16 protein-coding genes, 1 pseudogene and 1 other annotated feature are annotated in these 17,967 nt (G+C 46.1%); of the genes and pseudogenes, 5 read left to right on the forward strand and 12 right to left on the reverse strand.

All coding sequences use genetic code 11. The annotated features are described in order from the left end of the window. Positions 1 to 125: 125 nt before the first annotated feature. From QZZ36_RS11705 to QZZ36_RS11740, 8 genes are all read right to left on the reverse strand, one after another. On the reverse strand, positions 126 to 1,094 hold the full coding sequence (locus tag QZZ36_RS11705) for a hypothetical protein (protein WP_295081667.1): 969 nt from the start codon (positions 1,092 to 1,094) through the stop codon (positions 126 to 128). A gap of 15 nt (positions 1,095 to 1,109) precedes the next feature. Continuing rightward, positions 1,110 to 2,243: a serine/threonine protein phosphatase gene (locus QZZ36_RS11710; RefSeq protein ID WP_295081670.1), complete on the reverse strand. Its 1,134-nt coding sequence runs from the start codon at positions 2,241 to 2,243 to the stop codon at positions 1,110 to 1,112. A gap of 31 nt (positions 2,244 to 2,274) precedes the next feature. Further along, a complete protein-coding gene (locus tag QZZ36_RS11715; RefSeq protein ID WP_295081704.1) occupies positions 2,275 to 3,483 on the reverse strand; it encodes a PBSX family phage terminase large subunit in 1,209 nt (402 codons plus the stop codon). A gap of 25 nt (positions 3,484 to 3,508) precedes the next feature. Next, on the reverse strand, positions 3,509 to 3,994 hold the full coding sequence (locus tag QZZ36_RS11720) for a terminase small subunit (RefSeq protein ID WP_295081672.1): 486 nt from the start codon (positions 3,992 to 3,994) through the stop codon (positions 3,509 to 3,511). A gap of 277 nt (positions 3,995 to 4,271) precedes the next feature. Continuing rightward, a complete protein-coding gene (locus tag QZZ36_RS11725) occupies positions 4,272 to 4,796 on the reverse strand; it encodes a TIGR04002 family protein (protein WP_295081674.1) in 525 nt (174 codons plus the stop codon). 468 nt (positions 4,797 to 5,264) lie between these two features. Next, on the reverse strand, positions 5,265 to 7,751 hold the full coding sequence (locus QZZ36_RS11730) for a glycosyl transferase (protein WP_295081676.1): 2,487 nt from the start codon (positions 7,749 to 7,751) through the stop codon (positions 5,265 to 5,267). Between the two features lie 243 nt (positions 7,752 to 7,994). Beyond that, positions 7,995 to 8,906, reverse strand: a complete 912-nt coding sequence (locus QZZ36_RS11735; protein ID WP_295081678.1) for a zf-HC2 domain-containing protein — start codon at positions 8,904 to 8,906, stop codon at positions 7,995 to 7,997. Beyond that, positions 8,896 to 9,390, reverse strand: coding sequence for an RNA polymerase sigma factor (locus QZZ36_RS11740; RefSeq protein WP_295081681.1), 495 nt, complete (start codon positions 9,388 to 9,390; stop codon positions 8,896 to 8,898). The genes QZZ36_RS11735 and QZZ36_RS11740 overlap by 11 nt, the downstream gene beginning before the upstream one ends. Positions 9,391 to 9,632: 242 nt before the next feature. Between QZZ36_RS11740 and QZZ36_RS11745 the strand changes: the two genes are divergently transcribed. Both QZZ36_RS11745 and QZZ36_RS11750 read left to right on the forward strand, forming a co-directional pair. After that, positions 9,633 to 10,226 carry a helix-turn-helix domain-containing protein gene (locus QZZ36_RS11745; RefSeq protein ID WP_295081683.1) on the forward strand — a complete coding sequence of 198 codons (594 nt, stop codon included), beginning with the start codon at positions 9,633 to 9,635 and terminating at the stop codon, positions 10,224 to 10,226. A gap of 66 nt (positions 10,227 to 10,292) precedes the next feature. Beyond that, positions 10,293 to 10,535 (forward strand) — a binding site (T-box leader). Between the two features lie 50 nt (positions 10,536 to 10,585). Further along, positions 10,586 to 12,916 carry an AMP-binding protein gene (locus QZZ36_RS11750; RefSeq protein ID WP_295081685.1) on the forward strand — a complete coding sequence of 777 codons (2,331 nt, stop codon included), beginning with the start codon at positions 10,586 to 10,588 and terminating at the stop codon, positions 12,914 to 12,916. A 151-nt stretch (positions 12,917 to 13,067) separates the two neighbouring features. Here QZZ36_RS11750 and QZZ36_RS11755 read toward each other — a convergent pair whose 3' ends face one another. From QZZ36_RS11755 to QZZ36_RS11770, 4 genes and pseudogenes are all read right to left on the reverse strand, one after another. Next, positions 13,068 to 14,960: a recombinase family protein gene (locus QZZ36_RS11755; protein ID WP_295081687.1), complete on the reverse strand. Its 1,893-nt coding sequence runs from the start codon at positions 14,958 to 14,960 to the stop codon at positions 13,068 to 13,070. 13 nt (positions 14,961 to 14,973) lie between these two features. Next, entirely contained in the window at positions 14,974 to 15,120 is a 147-nt protein-coding gene (locus tag QZZ36_RS11760) for a hypothetical protein (RefSeq protein WP_295081689.1), read from the reverse strand. Positions 15,121 to 15,256: 136 nt separating this feature from the next. Next, the gene (locus QZZ36_RS11765; RefSeq protein ID WP_295081691.1) at positions 15,257 to 15,991 is read right to left on the reverse strand and encodes a phage antirepressor KilAC domain-containing protein; all 735 of its coding nucleotides are present in this window, start codon (positions 15,989 to 15,991) and stop codon (positions 15,257 to 15,259) included. Then, positions 15,984 to 16,289 (reverse strand): annotated as a pseudogene (locus QZZ36_RS11770) (type II toxin-antitoxin system PemK/MazF family toxin); the annotation flags it as partial. The pseudogene QZZ36_RS11770 and the gene QZZ36_RS11765, both read right to left, overlap by 8 nt. A 450-nt stretch (positions 16,290 to 16,739) precedes the next feature. On the opposite strand from QZZ36_RS11770, the gene QZZ36_RS11775 reads away from it, so the two are divergent. The 3 genes from QZZ36_RS11775 to QZZ36_RS11785 form a co-directional block, all read left to right on the forward strand. Further along, positions 16,740 to 17,081 (forward strand): hypothetical protein, encoded by a 342-nt coding sequence (locus QZZ36_RS11775; protein WP_295081693.1) that lies wholly within the window; start codon positions 16,740 to 16,742, stop codon positions 17,079 to 17,081. 205 nt (positions 17,082 to 17,286) lie between these two features. Then, positions 17,287 to 17,616, forward strand: a complete 330-nt coding sequence (mobC, locus tag QZZ36_RS11780) for a plasmid mobilization relaxosome protein MobC (RefSeq protein ID WP_295081696.1) — start codon at positions 17,287 to 17,289, stop codon at positions 17,614 to 17,616. After that, a partial coding sequence (locus tag QZZ36_RS11785) for a relaxase/mobilization nuclease domain-containing protein (RefSeq protein WP_295081699.1) occupies positions 17,577 to 17,967 on the forward strand: 391 nt, incomplete at its 3' end. The genes mobC and QZZ36_RS11785, both read left to right, overlap by 40 nt.

Consider the following 17,967-nt stretch of genomic DNA (forward strand, 5'->3'; position numbering starts at 1 on the left):
CAGTTACAAAGCGCACCGCAAGGGTGAATTCCGAAAACAATCCAGTGAATTGTTTTCGGAAGAGGGACGCCCTGCAAGTGAGGGCGTCCCTTAATGGGACGTCGAGACGGCGTTCCCTACAAGTTTTATGAGTTTGCTGCTGTGATCGTAAGCACCTTTACAGCGTCGGGAGTTATCCTTCTGAAGCCGCAGGTTATTGATACAGTCATCTGATCGAGCTGACGGTCGATGAGCTTGTCCGTCTCCATTACAAGGTCTGTGCTTGTGATAAATTCAAGCGCGAAATCACGGTCGATACCGATGATGGTATCGTCGTCCACCGCAGAGGTCTTGATAAGCTCGGAGCCTAAGGGGAGCATGAGCTTTCCGTCGGCATTCGCCGGGCAGTCCTTGAGCTGATCCATAGCCGCTATCTTTGAAGCAAGCTCCGGAGAGGTGATGACGGTTGTCATGTCGAAGCAGTCGAATTCTCCGTAGAGCTTTGCGATATCGTCGTATGTAAGTGCGCTGGTGGTTATTGGAGTAAGGTCGTCGATGAGAACGTCAACAGCTTCCTTTACCACTGTTACTGCAAGTCTTACACCTACGCTCCTGAGCATTACTCCGAATACATCAAGGCGCTGCTGGCGTACAGCCTCATAGGAGGCGCTGATAAGTCTGCCGAACTTTGAGAGCACTGTTGCTGTTGATCCCTCTCTTACTGTAGCCTCAGGAAGAAGGTCTGCCTGATCGGTAGCGGCATAAGCCTCGGAATCGTCAAGCACACAGCCAAGGTACTGGCTGCTTGCGCATACTGTCTTTGCGGCGCATACAGATCTGAGTACAGTCTCGTTAAAGCCTTTTCTTATGCAGCGCGTAACAAATTCCGGAAAAAGCACGGCTGTCTCCGTAGTAGAGAAGAACTTCTCCACACAGTCGCAGTCAGGTCCGCTTATCCTGATATTGAAGCGCTTGAGCTGTCTCTCGAATGCGTCCAGCTTTTCAAGTGGAGTCCCTGTGTACGCTGAGGAGGGGTCGAGCTCCTCAAGAGCTGCGGTGAATGACTTTCCGCTGAGATTGTAAAGACCCTTTTCAAGTTTGATATCGTTATACATATTTTTACCTCCGTATTATTCGTTTTTTTCAAGGCGCATCTCTATCTCACGCGCCTGTGCGTTTTTCAGTCTTGCTTCCGCAAGAGCTGTTTCGTCCTGTAAATTGATATTGTCCCACTCCACGGAGCAGGTGGCTTCCCAGCCTTTTGAAGCAAGGAATGCGTTTCCCACGTCGCATATCACCGGCGTGAGAAGTCTGCGGTAGTATTCCAGCTCAGAGGTGAGTATATCAGCCTGCTGAGAGGACATACGCTCGGTAGAGCTCCACGACAGTCCAAGCAAAAACGGTGGTATGGAGAGCTTTGCGATGAGCTGTTCAAGTATCTGCCTTACGGGCACATTGGTATCGAAAAGCTGATTGTCAGCTCCGATGACCTTTATATCAACGTCGCCCACTGCCACAAAGTCCTTGACCTGTCCGTATTTTGCCGAGTTCATGCCGTCTGCCCATTCACGGGCTATCTGCTGCGCCCTTTCGCGGGTATACATCAGATCTCCCGCTTCTCCCGGCGGCTTGTATGTCACTGCGTAGCGGACATTTCCTGCACGGTCGTAGTTCTGACCGATACATTCGTATATCCTCATGAGGATGCCGCTGAGTGAGGGAAGTCCGCGCAGGAGAGAGTGCCCTCCCGTGAGGGTGGAGTAGACTATCCTTTCCGGATGAAGCACCTTTTTGCTGCTGCCGTCGGGAGCTGTTATGCTGTAGCTCCTGCTGAACGGGTCAGCTCCCGGAGCTATGCGGATACGGGATATATCGCCGTTCCACAGTCCTGCGATACGCTGCTGCGAGCTGTCGTGGACTATCTCTCCGGCGGCGCTGCCGTAGGTGAGAAGGCTGTCGAGGAAATTGTCTGCGAAACAGCCTATTGAACGCCCCGTAAGTCCTACGGGAACGCTTTCGAGGAAGCTGTCCAGTTCCTGCTGACAGTCCTCGTCCGAGCATATCACATGAAAACCGCCTGTGAGCCTGATTATCTTCATTATCGCGGCGTCTATGATTGGTACTGCATAGCGGAGCCTGTCGTAAAGCTCCTTTTCACAGGGCTGTATCGCCGCAGGGAGGGTAAATTCTCCGCAGCGGCTCCGCTGGGCGCTTATCAGCTCCGGAGCGGTCTTGGGTATGTTTTTCTTCTGAAAAAGCTTCATGTTACCTCCTTGATAAGTATTGAACGGTTTATCACCGGGCTACGGAAAGAGCTATGAACCCGTCGCCGCAACGCTGACCGAAGACGTCTGCGACAAAATACCGCATATCGTCCATTGCGTGGTCGTTCTCCTTTACGGGAGCGTCCGTGCCCGATTTTTCGTTCCAGCTGTAGAGCCGGAATTCCCGGAGTATATCCCTGCATGATTCGTGAAAACGAAGCCTGTCCTGTTTCAGCGCTGAGCCCACCAGACGGATACCGGATATAACGTCGTTATCCGCCTTTTCTACCCGGAATCTGCCGTGGCGGCGTATACATTCTATAAAGCTTGCCGCCGACGGGTCAACGATGACCTTTTCCACAGGAAGTCCGCCTGCAAGCTCTTCAAGGGCGGAATAGTGCTCCTCATCAGTACGGGATATGCCCTCTCTCCGGGAGTCGTAGTAATATTCTCTCAGCCTGTGCCAGACCCCGTTATGAAGTCCCCACAAGCCGAATGAGGAGGGATTTACCGTGCCGTAGTCGCAGGAGATGATATACCTCTCACAGTCGGTTTCGCCGCTGTAGACGTGTCTGCTCTCGCTGAACATGGGATAAACTATACCCTGGGAGGCAGTCCATTTTCCAAGTATGAAGCGGTCGTAGAAGCTGCCTGAGTACATACGCTCATAGCGCTCCCGGACGCTTTTTGAAAGCGAGGGATTGTCGTCCATATTAAAATGGATATACAGCGCGTTTTTCTTCTTCAGCTTCTTTATCCATTCGGTGTAGAACCAGTGTGCGGGCGAGTCGGGATTGCAGTTGAACCACATTTTCGAGCCGCTGACGGAGCATCGTGCAAGTGCCTGTTCAACGAAGGAGCGCGGCATAAGCGCCACCTCGTCAAAGAATACTCCTGCAAGCGTCATGCCCTGTATCAGCGCAGCTGAGCTTTCGTCCCTGCCGCCGAAAAGGTACACTCTGTTTGTGTTGCCGAGAAGGGTGATGTCGAAGCAGTTGCTGCTGACCTTTTCATTGACCGTGAAGCCGTATTCCGCAAGCATGGGAAGCAGCGGCGTTATCACGTTCCTGCGGAGAGAGGTTATGGTCTTGCCGCACATCGCAAAGGAGCAGCCGTTAAAGCATTTCCCTGCCCAGAATATGAAGCCGAGAGACATGGAAAGAGTCTTGCCGCTGCGCACGGCTCCGTCGCATATTATCGCGTCGCGTTTGCCGTATTCCCGCATATTCCACCATTTCATGACAAAGCGCTGCTTAGGTGAGAATTCAGTTATCGTCAAGCTCCTCACACTCCTCGTCTGCGGCAAGTGCCTTTATAAGATCTTCAGCCCTGCTGCGGTCCGTGAAAGCGTTTTCAAGCTCAAAGAGCTTCTCAAGCGCTTTCAGTCTGTCAAAAAGCTTTACCTCCACTCCTCCGCCTTTTACCCGTTTTATCTCGGAAACATTGAAAAGATCCAGCTTCCCGATGACCTCAGGCGGCGGCAGCTCGTCTGCGAAAACAAGATATACCGCGTCGGAGCAGCTGCCGAATGCAAGCCTTTTCAGTCCTGCGGCTACGCTGCCGCTGTCGTCAAGCAGCTCGCGGAGCTGCGATATAAGACTGCGGCATTCCTCTGTTTTCAGGAGCTCTATGCCCTCGGAAAGCGCTGTCTCCCTCGGACAGCCCGCCCTTACTGCCGCTTCCCCGGCATTGCCGAGCATTACATAATTGCAGCAGAATGAGTTGAGCTTTCTTTTGTTTTTTACCGTCAAATATTAAAGACCCCCTTTCGTGTCTGAACGGAAACGCCGTTCATAAGGGGGCCGGAATGGCATGAAATTCAACTGAAAACAGTTGAATATTGAAAAAATAAATTTCAGTTTTGTATATATGCATAATTTCAAACATTTGTTCTTGTTAAAAATCAACAGTAATTGTGCTTGCGATTTAAAGTGATGAACTGATAACAGTAATAAAAAAAGGACTGCAAAAGCAGTCCTGATTTTTTATAAAGCCGGTATATTTTTTCTTATGCTGTGCAGGTGGAGTTTATATGTGCTTTTTCAGTCCGGATTTGTCAAAGGCTGCAGCGGTAACTATGTAAAGCACGGTGCTTGCGCCCACCTGTATAAGATAGCAGGGTGTCTGGCTGAATGCGGCTATTATAGCGCCCTTGTTCAGACTGTCTGCCATAACTATTCCCTCGTAAAGACTGTAGCCGACTACGCATACTATAAGGGACGGGATTATTCCGAGTATATTGTGCAGATTGAGTATCTTTTCCTTTTTGTTGGTGAAAAACAGTGCTGTAACAGCTTTTATCACAATTGTGGCGGGTATCCATACAGGGAAGCCTGTAAGTCCGTCCGCAAGCGCTCCGCCGATGACTCCGGAGGCTATAGCGTATGGGGTGGGAAGTATGCTTGCGGCAAGGTATATCAGTCCGTCGCCTGCATGAGTGTAGCCTGCGCCTGTGGGAACGTGTATATACGCTGTGAATACGAAAATAAGCGCAGAAAACAGTCCCGTGAGGGTCAGTATCTTTATCTTGTCGCTGTTTGCTGTACGGGTCATAATGATCTCTCCTTTATCTACTAATCTGATATGCTTTAAGGTTGAACTTATTATAACACAGTGCAGAAAGGTTTTCAAGTGCAATTCTGCACAAACTTCACAGACGTCAACTGAGTTTTTTGTAGTGTGGGTGACGTATAGGTTTGGGCTATATTTGGTTATAAGCGGTAAATGTGCGCACATACATTGATATTCGACAAATGGGGCGATGTTTACATCGCTCACCTGAATATTTATACGGTATATTTCGGGCGGATACAAAACGGGCGGCGAAACACCGCCCATGCAAATACGTTACGGGAAGATATGAAAACGGACGGCCAATGGTCGTCCCTACAAATAGTGCTGTAAGCGATGTATGATTATCGTTTTTATTAAGAGTGAGCGAGTTTACGGGCGTCAACGTGGCAAGGGTGCAGCGTCACGCTGCCAAAAAAGGCGGACTTAAAGTCCGCCTTTTTTATGGGCTTAGCCCATTACTATTTCAACTTCATGTGTGCCGCCGCTGCATACAGGGATCACACAGCCCTCTACTGCCTTGCCGTCAACTGTCATAGTCTTTACGCCCTTGCATACGTGTGAGGGGTTCTTGACTGTGATATTGAAGGTAGCGCCTCTGAATTTACGTACCGCTGTGAAGCCGTCCCACTCATGAGGAATGGAGGGGTCTACCTTGAGTCCGTCAAATACAGGCTGTACACCCAGAATATACTGGGATATAGCTACCATGTTCCATGCAGCTGTACCTGTGAGCCATGAGTTCTTGCCCTGACCGAAGTTCTTTGCGTCCTTGCCGCCGATCATCTGTCCGTATACATAAGGCTCTGTCTTGTGGATATCAGATGTTTCCTCAGTGAATGCAGGTGCGATCTTTGAGTAATACTCAAATGCCTTGTCACCTCTGCCTGCGTAAGCCTCGGCACAGATTATCCATGCGTTGTTGTGTGTGAATATACCTGCGTTCTCCTTGTATCCGCCGGGATATGTGGAGATCTCGCCGTACTGGATATAGTACTTTGTGAATGCAGGATTATTGAGAACAAGACCGAACTCGCAGTTGAGGTACTTGTCAATGGAGTTGAGGGTCTTGATATCTGCGCCCTGATCCTTGCCGATCTCTGACATAACTGCGAAGCCCTGAGGCTCAATGAAGATCTTGCCTTCCTCGCACTCTTTGGAGCCCATCTTCTCTCCGTTTGCGTCGTAGGCTCTGATGAACCAGTCGCCGTCGAATGCGGATTCCATAACATTCTTCTTCATCTTGTCGATCTCAGCCTGAGCCTTTGCAGCTTCGTCCTTCTTGCCGAGGTGCTCCAAGATGCCTACGAATGCAGGTCCTGTGTATGTGAAGAGGGCTGCAACGAATGCAGACTCAGCTATCTTGGAATAGCCGCCCTCTGCCTTGAACTTGGGATTGGTGTAGGTCTGGAAGGACTCGCCGGGTGTGTCTGAGAAGCATGAAAGGTTGATACAGTCGTTCCAGTCAGCTCTCATAGCAAGCGGGAGACCGTGGGGTCCGAGATTGTTTACTATATGATAGAAGGAAACATTGAGGTGCTCCAGCATTGTGTGCTTGCCGTTCGGGTCGTCGTCGAAGGGAACATTTGCGTCAAGTATGCTCCAGTCGCCTGTTTCCTTGATATATGCCGCAACGGAAAGAATCATCCAGAGCGGATCGTCCGAGAAGTCGCCGCCGATATCAGCGTTGCCCTTCTTTGTAAGAGGCTGGTACTGGTGGTAGCAGCCGCCGTCTGAAAGCTGTGTGGAGGCAATGTCGATAAGTCTCTCTCTTGCGCGCTCAGGTATCTGGTGTACAAAGCCGAGGATATCCTGGTTGGAGTCACGGAAGCCCATTCCACGACCGATACCGCTCTCGAAGTATGAAGCGGAACGTGAAAGGTTGAAGGTCACCATGCACTGGTACTGGTTCCAGATATTTACCATGCGGTTTACCTTGTCGTCAGGTGTATTGACATTGAATATGGAAAGGAGATCCTCCCATGTGCTGCGGAGCTCTGCAAGACCTGCTGCGACCTTTTCAGGTGTGTTGTACTTCTCAATCATTGCGTAAGCCTTCTCCTTGTTGAGTACCCATGTCTCTCTTGTAAGGAGATTTGCAGGCTTTTCAGCAGCGAATTTCTTGTCCTGAGGATTCTCTGCGTAACCGAGGATATAGATAAGCGTTTTGGACTCGCCGGGTGCGAGAGTTACCTTCTTGTAGTGTGAAGCTACAGGAGACCAGCCGTCCGCAAAGGAGTTGGAGGGCTTATCTGCCTTGACTGTTGCAGGATTGTCCCAGCCGTTGTATATGCTTCCGAGGAATGAATCGCGGTCTGTATCGTAGCCGTCGATATCATCGTTGACAGTATAGAAAGCGTAGTGATTACGTCTGTCCCTGTACTCTGTTACGTGGTAGATAGTCGAGCCTTCGATCTCTACACGGCCTGTGGAGAAGTTTCTCTGGAAGTTTGTGCAGTCGTCCTGAGCGTCCCAGAGACACCATTCAGCGATAGAGAAGATAGAGAAGCTCTTTGCTTCCTTGCTCTCGTTTGTGAGAACTACCTGCTGTACCTCTCCGTCGTAGTTCTGGGGAACGAAGAATGTTACCTCAGCCTTGAGGCCGTTCTTCTTGCCTGTGATGACTGTGTAGCCCATGCCGTGACGGCACTCGTATGAATCGAGCTCTGTCTTGACAGGCGACCAGCCTGGGTTCCAGATAGTACCATTGTCGTTGATATAGAAATAACGTCCGCCCATATCTATAGGCACGTTGTTGTAGCGGTAACGAGTGATGCGTCTGAGGCGTGCGTCCTTATAGAAGCAGTATCCGCCTGCTGTATTAGAGATAAGTGAGAAAAATCCCTGATTTCCGAGGTAGTTTATCCACGGATAGGGAGTCTTTGGGGAATTGATAACATATTCCTTTTTAGAGTCGTCAAAAAATCCGAACTTCATAATTCTACTCCTTTGTTTTTGGTGACAAAAGCGGTTTAAAAAATCGCATTTACATTATTATACCATATAATGAATTATAATACAATAGATTATGCAAAAATTGCTATGTATTTTTTTCAAGTCTTTTTTTGTGCATTTTGTAGGAAATTCAGCCATTTGTCATAAAAAGTTCCCCGGTATTTGTGTGGAACACCGGAAAAGCAGAAAAAAGCAGCCTGCGCTTGATGCGCAGGCTGTATGCTGTCAGTCGGCAGCGACCCACTTATGTGTTGTACTTTCTTTGCCGTTCTCTGTCACTGTGACGGGACGTATCTCGTAAAGCAGCTTGCCGTCGGCGTCGAATGCCTTTCCGCAATACCAGTCGTTTCTATTGCCCATATCTGCTTCGCTGTTGTATGCGACAGCTCCGAAGCCGTTATCGTCCAGCTCCAAGATCCTTGGTTCTCCGTTTACGGTGTATTCTATGCTCCTGATACGTTTGTCAATGGCGTAGACCCCGAAAGCTCCGAAAAAGCCGTTGCCATTAACGGAAAAGCCGTGACCTTCCGAGGCTATGGGATCGTCTGCCTCAAAGGGACAGGGGTCGGTGGAATAGCCGCTTTCTACCCACATACCGATACGCGGCAGGTCGTGACGGTCTGCGTCGAAGGAATAGAATATCCTATAACCGAGATCGGGCTGCTCTACGATCATAAAGCCTACCGCGTATTTTCCGTCGCTGCTCTTTACATCGCCGAGATAGGTGTATTCTGCCTTAGGCGCGTTCCGCGCCTCCTCCTTCGTGGCGTAAAGGTCTGAGTGTATCTCCTTTACGCAGAGTTTTCCGAGACCGCGAAGAGTAAACCGCGCCCTGTCAAGATAGTTTCCTATTATGAGTATCACAAACAGAGCTGCGATAGTGCAGAGGACCACCCGGAGAAGTATCCAGCGTGAGTGCTTCCTCAGGCGCTTTGCCGTCTTTTTGTACTGCTCTGTTTCGGCAGTGATCTCCGGTTCTTTATCAATATCAACTTTCTTTTGCATCATTTCCCACTCCTTTGCGCAGTCGGAGCATTCTGCTATATGCTCCGAAACTGCTTCCCTGCTTTTTTCGGAGGCGATGCCGTCGATGCACAGCGGCATGAGGTCCCTTATGACATCGTGTTCATATTTCATAGCCATACCTCTCTTTCAGTGTCTTTCTCAGCTTCGCAAGCGTGCGGTTGTATATCACCGCCGCAGTACCTGAACGTATCTGTAAAAGCTGTGATATTTCGGAATAGCTTATCCCGGAGTAAAGGCGGTACTGCATTACTGACCTTGCAGGTTCGTCCAGTTCTTCTATAAGCGTGCGTATACATATGAGCATTTCACGGTCTTCTGCCGTTTCCGTCGGTGAAGGAGCGTCCGGCGGAGACTGGGTGATGTTCCTTTGCCTGACTTCCTTCCGTACATATTTATAGTAAGTATTCTTTGCTATCCTGAACAGCCATGTCTGCATGGCACATTCGCCGCGGAACCTGCTGAGAGAGAGAAACGCCTGATAGAATGTTTCCTGAGTCAGCTCTTCGGCTGCGGTTATGTCAAATGCAGTCAGCCGCAGCAGAAAGCGGTATACGTCCGGCTGATACTTCCGGAATATTTCTTCAAATACATCCACAGGCTTCACCTCCGTTTTATTTTGTGCTGACCGGTCAGTCTGTATATTAGTACCTTTTTGAGAGGAAATATTACAGTATTTCAAAATTTTTTTCAGGGCGGAGAGCCTGTATAAATTATATCAGAAAAACAATGCGGTGTAAAGCGGCCGCGCCGCTCTACGGAGCGTGGATTGACGGACAGCCTGATCCGGGATATAATATAATCGGAACATGAAACGGAATTTTTTTAAGAGGTGATATTATGGATCAGGTCAGAACAGGGGAGCTTATCAGACGTTTCAGAACTGAGCTCGGACTTACACAGAAACAGCTTGCGGAACTTATCAGCGTCAGCGACAAGGCAGTGTCAAAATGGGAGTGCGGCAACGGCTGTCCTGATATATCACTGCTCTCGGCGCTGGCTGAGGTTTTCGGCACTAATATAAGCGTTCTGCTATCGGGTGAGATAAATAAAAATGAAAGTGAGAATGGCGATATGAAAAAAATAAAATTCTATGTGTGCGGGAAATGCGGAAATATCATAACTTCAGCCTCAGGTGCGGAGATCACCTGCTGCGGTAACAGGCTTTCTGCCCTTGAGGCGGAAAAGGCTGATGAGAACGAAATGCTCAGGGTAGAGGATACAGGCGGAGAGCTGTTCGTTTCCTCCGACCACGTTATGACAAAGGAGGATTATATTTCTTTCGTGGCTTATGTGTCGGACAGCTGCGTCATGTTGTTCAGGCAGTATCCGGAGTGGAACGTACAGTTCAACCTGCCGCTTTTCCGCTCTGGAAAACTGGTGTGGTACTGCACAAAACGCGGGCTTCTGTATCAGGATATACGCAGACATTGACACGGGGATATGAAAAATTTTTCAAAAAGGACTTGACAAATCCGCTTTTATGTGGTATAATCCAAAATATAAGCTGTGATGAAGACAAGCAGAGTTTTGCCAATGTCTGCAGAGAGCCGGCGGCTGGTGCGAGCCGGTGATAAGCAATGCGATGTATCCCTTCTGAGCCGGAATGCTGAAAGTTACAGTAAGCGTTCCCGTGATTCTGCGTGAATGAAAAGGACTTGCTGGAGTCTGAAGAGGTGTACGCAATAGCGGCACAATTTGAGTGGTACCGCGGGTAATCAAGTATTGATACTCGTCTCAAAGAAATTATCTTTGAGACGAGTTTTTTATTTTTAAAAAAAGGAGAGAGCGTTATGAGCGAAAATTTGCAGAATGCAGAGGTCAGGATAAAAGAGGTCGCAGAACGAATCGCAGCTCTGCGTGAGGATCTCGGAATTTCCGTTGAAGAAATGGCTGCTGTTACGGATTATTCTGTCGATGATTACAGGAAGTTCGAGTCCGGCGAAAAGGATTTCAGCTTTACGTTTATTTACAAATGCGCTAACAGGTTCAATGTCGAGATCACCGAGCTCATGGAGGGAAGCAGTCCCGAACTCAGCGGTTATACAGTTACGCGCAGGGGCGAGGGTGTTCCGATCGTCCGCAGAAAGGGATTCGTTTATAACCGTCTTGCTGCAAAGTTCAAAAACAAAGCGGTAGAACCTTTCCATGTCGTTATCCCTTATTCTGTTGACGCTCTTTCACAGCCGCTGCATATGGCAAGCCATGCCGGTCAGGAAATGGATATCGTTATCAGGGGAACTCTGCGTATGACTGTCGGTTCTCATACAGAGATACTCCATGAGGGCGACTGTATCTACTACGACAGCTCTATGCCCCATGACGAGGTGGCTCTCGGCGGTGAGGACTGCGAGATATACGCCTTCGTAATGCCGCCTAAGGGCGCTACAGGTATGTCTGAGTACCATGAGCAGGTGGCAGAGCACCACCTTACAAATGTTGACAAGGCAGGTCTGCTGCACCCCGTTGCCGAGAAGTTCGTAAAGTGCGAGACCAGCAACGAAGGAATACTCAGCGCAGTTCATTTTGAAAATCAGGATAAGTTCAACTTTGCATATGACATCGTTGACGCTATGGCTGAGAAATGTCCGGATAAGACTGCTATGATATATGTTGACGTCGATCATAATGAGCGCAGATTCACATTCAAGGATATCAAGAAATATTCATGCCAGACCGCTAACTATTTCAAGTCCCTCGGTATCAAGAAAGGCGACAGGGTAATGCTTATCCTGAAGCGCCACTATCAGTTCTGGTTCTCGATAATCGCGCTGCACCGTATCGGCGCACTCGTTATCCCTGCTTCAAATATGCTCAAGGAACATGACCTTGAATACCGCTTCAATTCCGCGGAGGTCTCCGCTATCGTCTGTACCGCCGACGGCGATGTGGCTGATGAGGTCGATAAGGCAGGAGCAGTTTCTCCTTCACTCAGGACAAAGATACTCGTCAACGGTCAGCGTGAGGGCTGGCACGATTTCAACGATGAGCTCCCTGCATACAGCACACACTTTGAGCGTACTGAGGATACTCCCTGCGGCACAGACCCTATGCTCATATTCTTCAGTTCAGGTACATCGGGAAATCCAAAGCTCGTTCTTCACAGCTATCAGTATCCCCTCGGTCATTATGTTACCGCTCGTTACTGGCAGAATGCCGACCCCAACGGTCTGCACTTCACTATATCCGATACCGGCTGGGGCAAGGCACTCTGGGGCAAGCTCTACGGTCAGTGGATGTGCGAAGCTGCTGTGTTCGTTTATGATTTCGAGCGTTTCCACGCAGACGATATCCTTCCCATGTTTAAAAAGTACAATGTTACATCCTTCTGCGCACCTCCTACTATGTACCGTTTCTTCATAAAGGAGGACCTTTCAAAGTACGACCTCTCATCACTGAAATATGCCTGCATCGCAGGTGAGGCTCTCAATCCTGAGGTGTTCCACCAGTTCTACAAGGCAACAGGTATCAAGCTCATGGAGGGCTTCGGTCAGACCGAGACCACTCTTTCTATCGCAAATGTTGTCGGTATGGAGCCAAAGCCCGGCAGTATGGGCAAGCCCAATCCACAGTACGATGTAAGTGTGCTTCTTCCTGACGGTACTCCCGCAGGCGTCGGCGAAACAGGTGAGATCTGCATAAAACTCAAGGAAGAGGGAGTTCCCGGACTTGCGCTCTGCTACTACGGCGACGAGGAAAATACTGCCGAGACCTGGCGCGATGGCTTCTACCATACAGGCGATACCGCATGGGTGGATGAGGACGGCTATTTCTGGTATGTGGGCAGAGTCGATGACGTTATCAAGTCCTCAGGCTACCGTATCGGACCTTTCGAGATCGAAAGCGTTCTCATGGAGCTTCCATATGTCCTCGAATGCGCAGTAACAGGCGTTCCTGATGAGATAAGAGGCCAGGTCGTTAAAGCGACTATCGTTCTCACTAAGGGTACATCAGGCTCGGATGAGCTTGTGAAGGAGATAAAGGAATACGTCAAGAACCGTACCGCTCCTTACAAGTATCCCCGTGTAGTGGAGTTCGTGGAAGAACTTCCGAAAACAGTCGGCAGCGGCAAGATCCGCCGTGCTGCAATACGCGAAATGGATAAGGCTAAATATCAGAAGTAAGATATATCAGCGTTATTTCAATAAGTAAATGATAAAGTCCTCACAGACAAAACTGTGAGGACTATGTTGTTTTATTCAGATAAACACATTAACGTGAATATCACGCCAGCTTAGTATCCTACGCTTAGTAGACTTTGCGTAAAGGTATTCTTTAGCATCGTCCTGAAACATCGTAAAATACCCGATTTTTAGATAGTCGTGAATTACTTTCCTTCGTTGATTGCAGCCTGTGCAGCATCGTCTTACGGGTAGTATTCTGATTCGTACTCAGATGTTCTGAAGGGAAATAGGATACGATTACTTTGTTATGTATGTCAGAAGCATCTTCATCAGATGCTTCTTCGTTGTTACCCATTAAAATGAGTGGATGCCTTTTATTTCCAGATACTGAAAGGTCTGTGCTTACTTCATTTGATTCTGTTAATCTGTAATTCCAGTAGTATGTGTCATTTTCAGGAACAATTGATACTAAAAACTTATCAAGGCATTGCTTTTTTATACTTTCATCTGTGACATCAATAAGTTCACCAAGAGCTTTGGTTATCTTTGTCAGATCTTCGATACAGCTGGAGTAGTGTTCCTGCTGCTCAGATATACTGTTTCTCTGGTTTTTGAGTGAATCAATCTCGTTTTCATAAGACTGACGCACATCTGCATATTCATCCTTGTTTATCTGTCCGTCAGCAAACATATCAATGAGATTTTTCTTTTTCTGCTGAAGTCTCTCAATCTGACCTTCAATGAAGCTGATATTATTTTCAGTGTGTTTTTGTGAATCTTCCCTGTAGTACTGAGCAATCTCATCACTGAGAGCAAGGAGATCTTTTTTTCTGTCCTGCCATACCTGATCAATAAAATAATCAGACATCATATCCATTTTCCACTCTGCAATACATGGAATATCACAGTATCCTGTTACATCTATTCCTGTTTTGGCACGTGTTGAAGCCTTACCGAAACGAATCTGATTATAACAGATAAAACAGAAAGTGTTTTTACCATCTTTAGATTTGTGATAAATATTCCTTCTGAAGCTTGAACCACATGAACAGCGCAGTTTATTTGTCCACATACATGATGACTTTGTCGTGCTTCTGCCGGTTACATTTCCATTATGAACTGTTGTAATTCTTTTCTTTGAATTTTTCAGTTTCTGTACTCTTTCCCATTGTTCCTCAGATATAATAGGCTCCCAGTCGCCTTTATGATATTCGTAAGTTTCCTTGTTACGGTTTACAATACGCTTTTGTTCAAGATAGTTATTGCTCCCACTTTTATTGTAACAAATATAGCCTTTATAGGTTGCATTATCGAGTATTCTCAGTACAGTCGAAGGCTCCCAGCGTACTTTACCCGAAGCATTGAGACGATTTCTATCGGTAAGAATCTTACCGATTTTTGTTATACCGTTTCCTTCTTCATAAAGATCATAGATCATTTTTACAGTTTCAGCCTGTTCAGGATTGATAACATAAGTGTTTTCAGAAGGATCCCACTTACCATCAGGTCCAATATTTCTTTTCAGGTCGTAACCGAGGATATTTCCGCAGCCATAGAGAATATTCTTGCTTCTGCTTATGTGCTGACCGGCTCTTACTCTTTCGGAAACCTTGCGGCTTTCTTCCTGGGCAAGTGTTGCCATAATTGTCAGTCTGAGTTCTCCGTCGCCGTCCATAGTCCATATATTATCATCAACAAAATAGACTTCTATTTCACGACTTTTGAGTTCTCTTGTATGAGTAAGCGTATCAACGGTATTTCTGGCAAAACGACATACTTCTCGCGTTACGATAAGATCAAACTTTCCTGTCTTTGAGTCTTCTATCATTTTCATGAAAGCAGGACGTTTCTTCGCCTGAGTTCCGGTGATACCTTCGTCTATGTATTTATCGACGACTTCCCAGTTGGGAAATCGTCTTGCGATATCGTCATACCACTGCATCTGGTTTTCCAGGGCAGAGAGCTGTGCTTCGTGTTCTGTAGATACTCTACCATAGAAAACGACCTTTCTCGGACGGTTGTGGTCTAAAATGATTCCAAACATAACAGTTTCCTCCTTAAAATACTTTACCTTTAAATTCCTTATATTTGTGTTCAACTACATTATCAAATGTAGGTTTGTTGATTATTCCTTCTTCGAGGAGACAAAGCAGCACAAGGTATCTCATGAATCTGCTGTCAACTTGCTTACAGGTGTTTTTCATAATAATCACTTCTCCTTATACTTTACCACTTTAAAGTGCGATTGTCAAGCCTGTTATCTAAAATTAATATATTTAAAGATACGAGGCTATGTATAAGGCGGCTCTTAGGCCGCCAAAAGGAGGATATAGATTGTTTTTAGCGGATTTGGATAAGGTTTATTTCCGTATCGTCCCTGACCGGGGTGATTCCAAATGAACTAAGGAATCTGTACAGAAATTCTACACCCTTCTGTGTCCATCGTGTATGCACATAGTTTCTGTAAGTGTTGGTTAAGAAATCATAACGTCGCCTTACTTCTGTTCTGACATATCCTTTTCCATCATATTCTTCAGTAAGATACCAAGTATCATCCGCTCTGATCTGTATTCCTAACCTGAAAAGAAGTTGATTAAAAATAGCAGCGGATGTTCCGTATTCATAAGCGATCTCTGATACAGTTATCAGTTTTCTGCTGCTCATTAGAATATCATAATATTCAGCTTTAGGTTCAAGGGAAGAAATACGATCTTCGAGTAAGGCGTTGCTTTCTCTGAGCTTTTCTTCTGCAAAATATGCACCGTTCTTTCTGATTGAAGGAAGCACTTCTGATGTTATCCAACGCTTGAACCTCTTTGCTGCTGGAAGTTTGCTTGAAAGAACGAGGCTGTAAAAACCAGATTCATTTATAAGTGTTGCCATCGTACCATTGACGGTGAACGATTCGTTCACCGTCTTGTCTTCATCATCTACATGATCTCGTAAGGCTTTTTGTGGGTTAGTATACTTTAATATTAAAGCTACATCTTTTCCAACAAGCCACGGTTCACCGTCAATGGTGATTGTTCTTACTGAGCCGAACTCAGGGTTTTCAAAAATTGTAATTTCATTCATTTTCATTTACCTCCGTTATATCAAAACTTACTGCTACTGCTCTGTCAACCTGTTCCATAACTTCGGGACTAAGTTTACAGAGCATTTTTCTTAGCCTCGACTTGTCCATTACCTGAATCTGTTCACAGAGTATCACAGAATCCTTGAAAAGCTTGTTGCTTTCAACAGGAACATGAACCGGAAGATTCCTTTTCTTCTTTGAAGAAGTTATTGGTGCGATCAGAGTCGTCGGACTGAAATGATTTCCGACGTTGTTCTGAATGATAAGTACAGGTCTTTTCCCTCGCTGTTCACAACCTTTTCCGGTAGTCTCATTTTAGTCCCAGATTAGACTCAGCTTATTTGTGACACCAGTGGTGACACAAGTTCATTCAGATAATATGTATCATAATATAATGTCATACCTGTATTTTTCATTCGATAAAATCTTATGACAATCTCAGCTTTAATACTGTGAGATTACGGATGAAATAGAGTAAAAAGCATCAACTAATGAGTTCTTTAAAATCAAAGAACTGATAAATGAAATAATCAAGGCTACAATAGATATCACAATTTTATTGTTCGCAATAAAAGATTGCATTTTATATATGCTGCATATTAAATACACAATCGTTAAAAACAAGAAAAATCCAGAAAGAAAAACTGGCAGTAATATGAAAAAGCTTAAAATGGTATTTTCAGATGTTCGTGCTGTTTTATATATTATGTAAACAGCCGTAAACATCTTACCGACCTTGTCGATCCTTTGGTTGAGTTTGAGACTAAGGCAGAGAAAAAGCGTTTTGAGGACAGGATCAACAGCTGCCACAAGAGCTTAACGCTTCTGGAACTGCTTGATAAAACGATAATCATGGTAAGGGATTATCCCGACAAAGGCAGGCTGTATTATGATATTCTATCCAGATATTACTTTGAAGATTATGGATATACCCATGATGAGATTATTTCCGTTCTTGAAATATCCCGTTCAAATTATTACAGGTGTTTTGATCAGGCTGTAGAATGCTTCTACAAGCTTCTTATTCCTGTTCTGAACTCAGAAGATTATGAGGTTGACGACGACCTCATACCTGTAAACTATGGCTGATTTGAAGAAATACTGGCGCCCGCAAAACGGGCGTCTTGAAAAAGTTAGTCACGCACTGCGGTGCGTGGGTGGAAGGGAGCAAGCAACGCCTGTGTCCGTACACTTTCGATTTTTCAAGAAAAAATCGTGTCACAGGCACAGCTTGTTGGGAGATTCCCAAACCCTTTCGTATGGTGTTAATAAACGATTATTTGAGGAGGCAGATATGGCAAATCGTGTAAGGAAAAACAAGATAACTTTCTTTGTTGATGATGATGAAAGAGCAGTGATAAAGCTAAAAATGGATAAAATGAACATGAGCAATCTGTCGCTTTATCTAAGAAAGATGGCTCTTGAAGGACGTATCATAAAAGTAGATTATTCCATTTTCAATGATATAGGAAAATCTATTTCTGGCGTATCGAAAAACATCAATCAGATAGCAAAGCGTATAAATGCTACTGAAAACATTTATACAGAAGATATGAGGCAGATAAAACAGAAACAGGAGGAAATATGGCAATTACTAAGATCCATAGAATCACGTCTACTCTGAACAAAGCACTTGATTATATAAAGGATAAAAACAAAACAGATGATACCCTGCTTATCACAGGTTATGGATGTTCGCCTGAAATAGCTGACATAGAATTTGAACAGATCCGCAGAAATGCAATGAAGCCCGGTGGTACTCTGGCGTTTCACCTTATCCAATCATTTGCACCGGGTGAAGTTGATTATGAAACTGCTCATAAGATCGGAGTTGAACTTGCAGACAAGGTTCTGAGAAATCGTTTTCAGTATGTAGCTGCAACGCATATCGACAAAGATCATATCCACAATCATATCGTTTTCAATTCTGTAAGTTTTACAGATTATAACAAGTTTCATTCTACAGCTTCGGTCT

It is taken from the genome of Ruminococcus sp. (assembly GCF_016287535.1).
GTDB lineage: Bacteria > Bacillota > Clostridia > Oscillospirales > Ruminococcaceae > Ruminococcus.

What these genes read in the sequence shown, in the direction of transcription:
- QZZ36_RS11705 (WP_295081667.1), bottom strand. Translation starts at nt 1,094, where the DNA reads ATGTATAACGATATCAAACTTGAAAAGGGTCTTTACAATCTCAGCGGA.
- QZZ36_RS11710 (WP_295081670.1), bottom strand. Translation starts at nt 2,243, where the DNA reads ATGAAGCTTTTTCAGAAGAAAAACATACCCAAGACCGCTCCGGAGCTG.
- QZZ36_RS11715 (WP_295081704.1), bottom strand. Translation starts at nt 3,483, where the DNA reads ATGAAATGGTGGAATATGCGGGAATACGGCAAACGCGACGCGATAATA.
- QZZ36_RS11725 (WP_295081674.1), bottom strand. Translation starts at nt 4,796, where the DNA reads ATGACCCGTACAGCAAACAGCGACAAGATAAAGATACTGACCCTCACG.
- QZZ36_RS11730 (WP_295081676.1), bottom strand. Translation starts at nt 7,751, where the DNA reads ATGAAGTTCGGATTTTTTGACGACTCTAAAAAGGAATATGTTATCAAT.
- QZZ36_RS11735 (WP_295081678.1), bottom strand. Translation starts at nt 8,906, where the DNA reads ATGAAATATGAACACGATGTCATAAGGGACCTCATGCCGCTGTGCATC.
- QZZ36_RS11745 (WP_295081683.1), top strand. Translation starts at nt 9,633, where the DNA reads ATGGATCAGGTCAGAACAGGGGAGCTTATCAGACGTTTCAGAACTGAG.
- QZZ36_RS11750 (WP_295081685.1), top strand. Translation starts at nt 10,586, where the DNA reads ATGAGCGAAAATTTGCAGAATGCAGAGGTCAGGATAAAAGAGGTCGCA.
- QZZ36_RS11755 (WP_295081687.1), bottom strand. Translation starts at nt 14,960, where the DNA reads ATGTTTGGAATCATTTTAGACCACAACCGTCCGAGAAAGGTCGTTTTC.
- QZZ36_RS11760 (WP_295081689.1), bottom strand. Translation starts at nt 15,120, where the DNA reads ATGAAAAACACCTGTAAGCAAGTTGACAGCAGATTCATGAGATACCTT.
- QZZ36_RS11765 (WP_295081691.1), bottom strand. Translation starts at nt 15,991, where the DNA reads ATGAATGAAATTACAATTTTTGAAAACCCTGAGTTCGGCTCAGTAAGA.
- mobC (WP_295081696.1), top strand. Translation starts at nt 17,287, where the DNA reads ATGGCAAATCGTGTAAGGAAAAACAAGATAACTTTCTTTGTTGATGAT.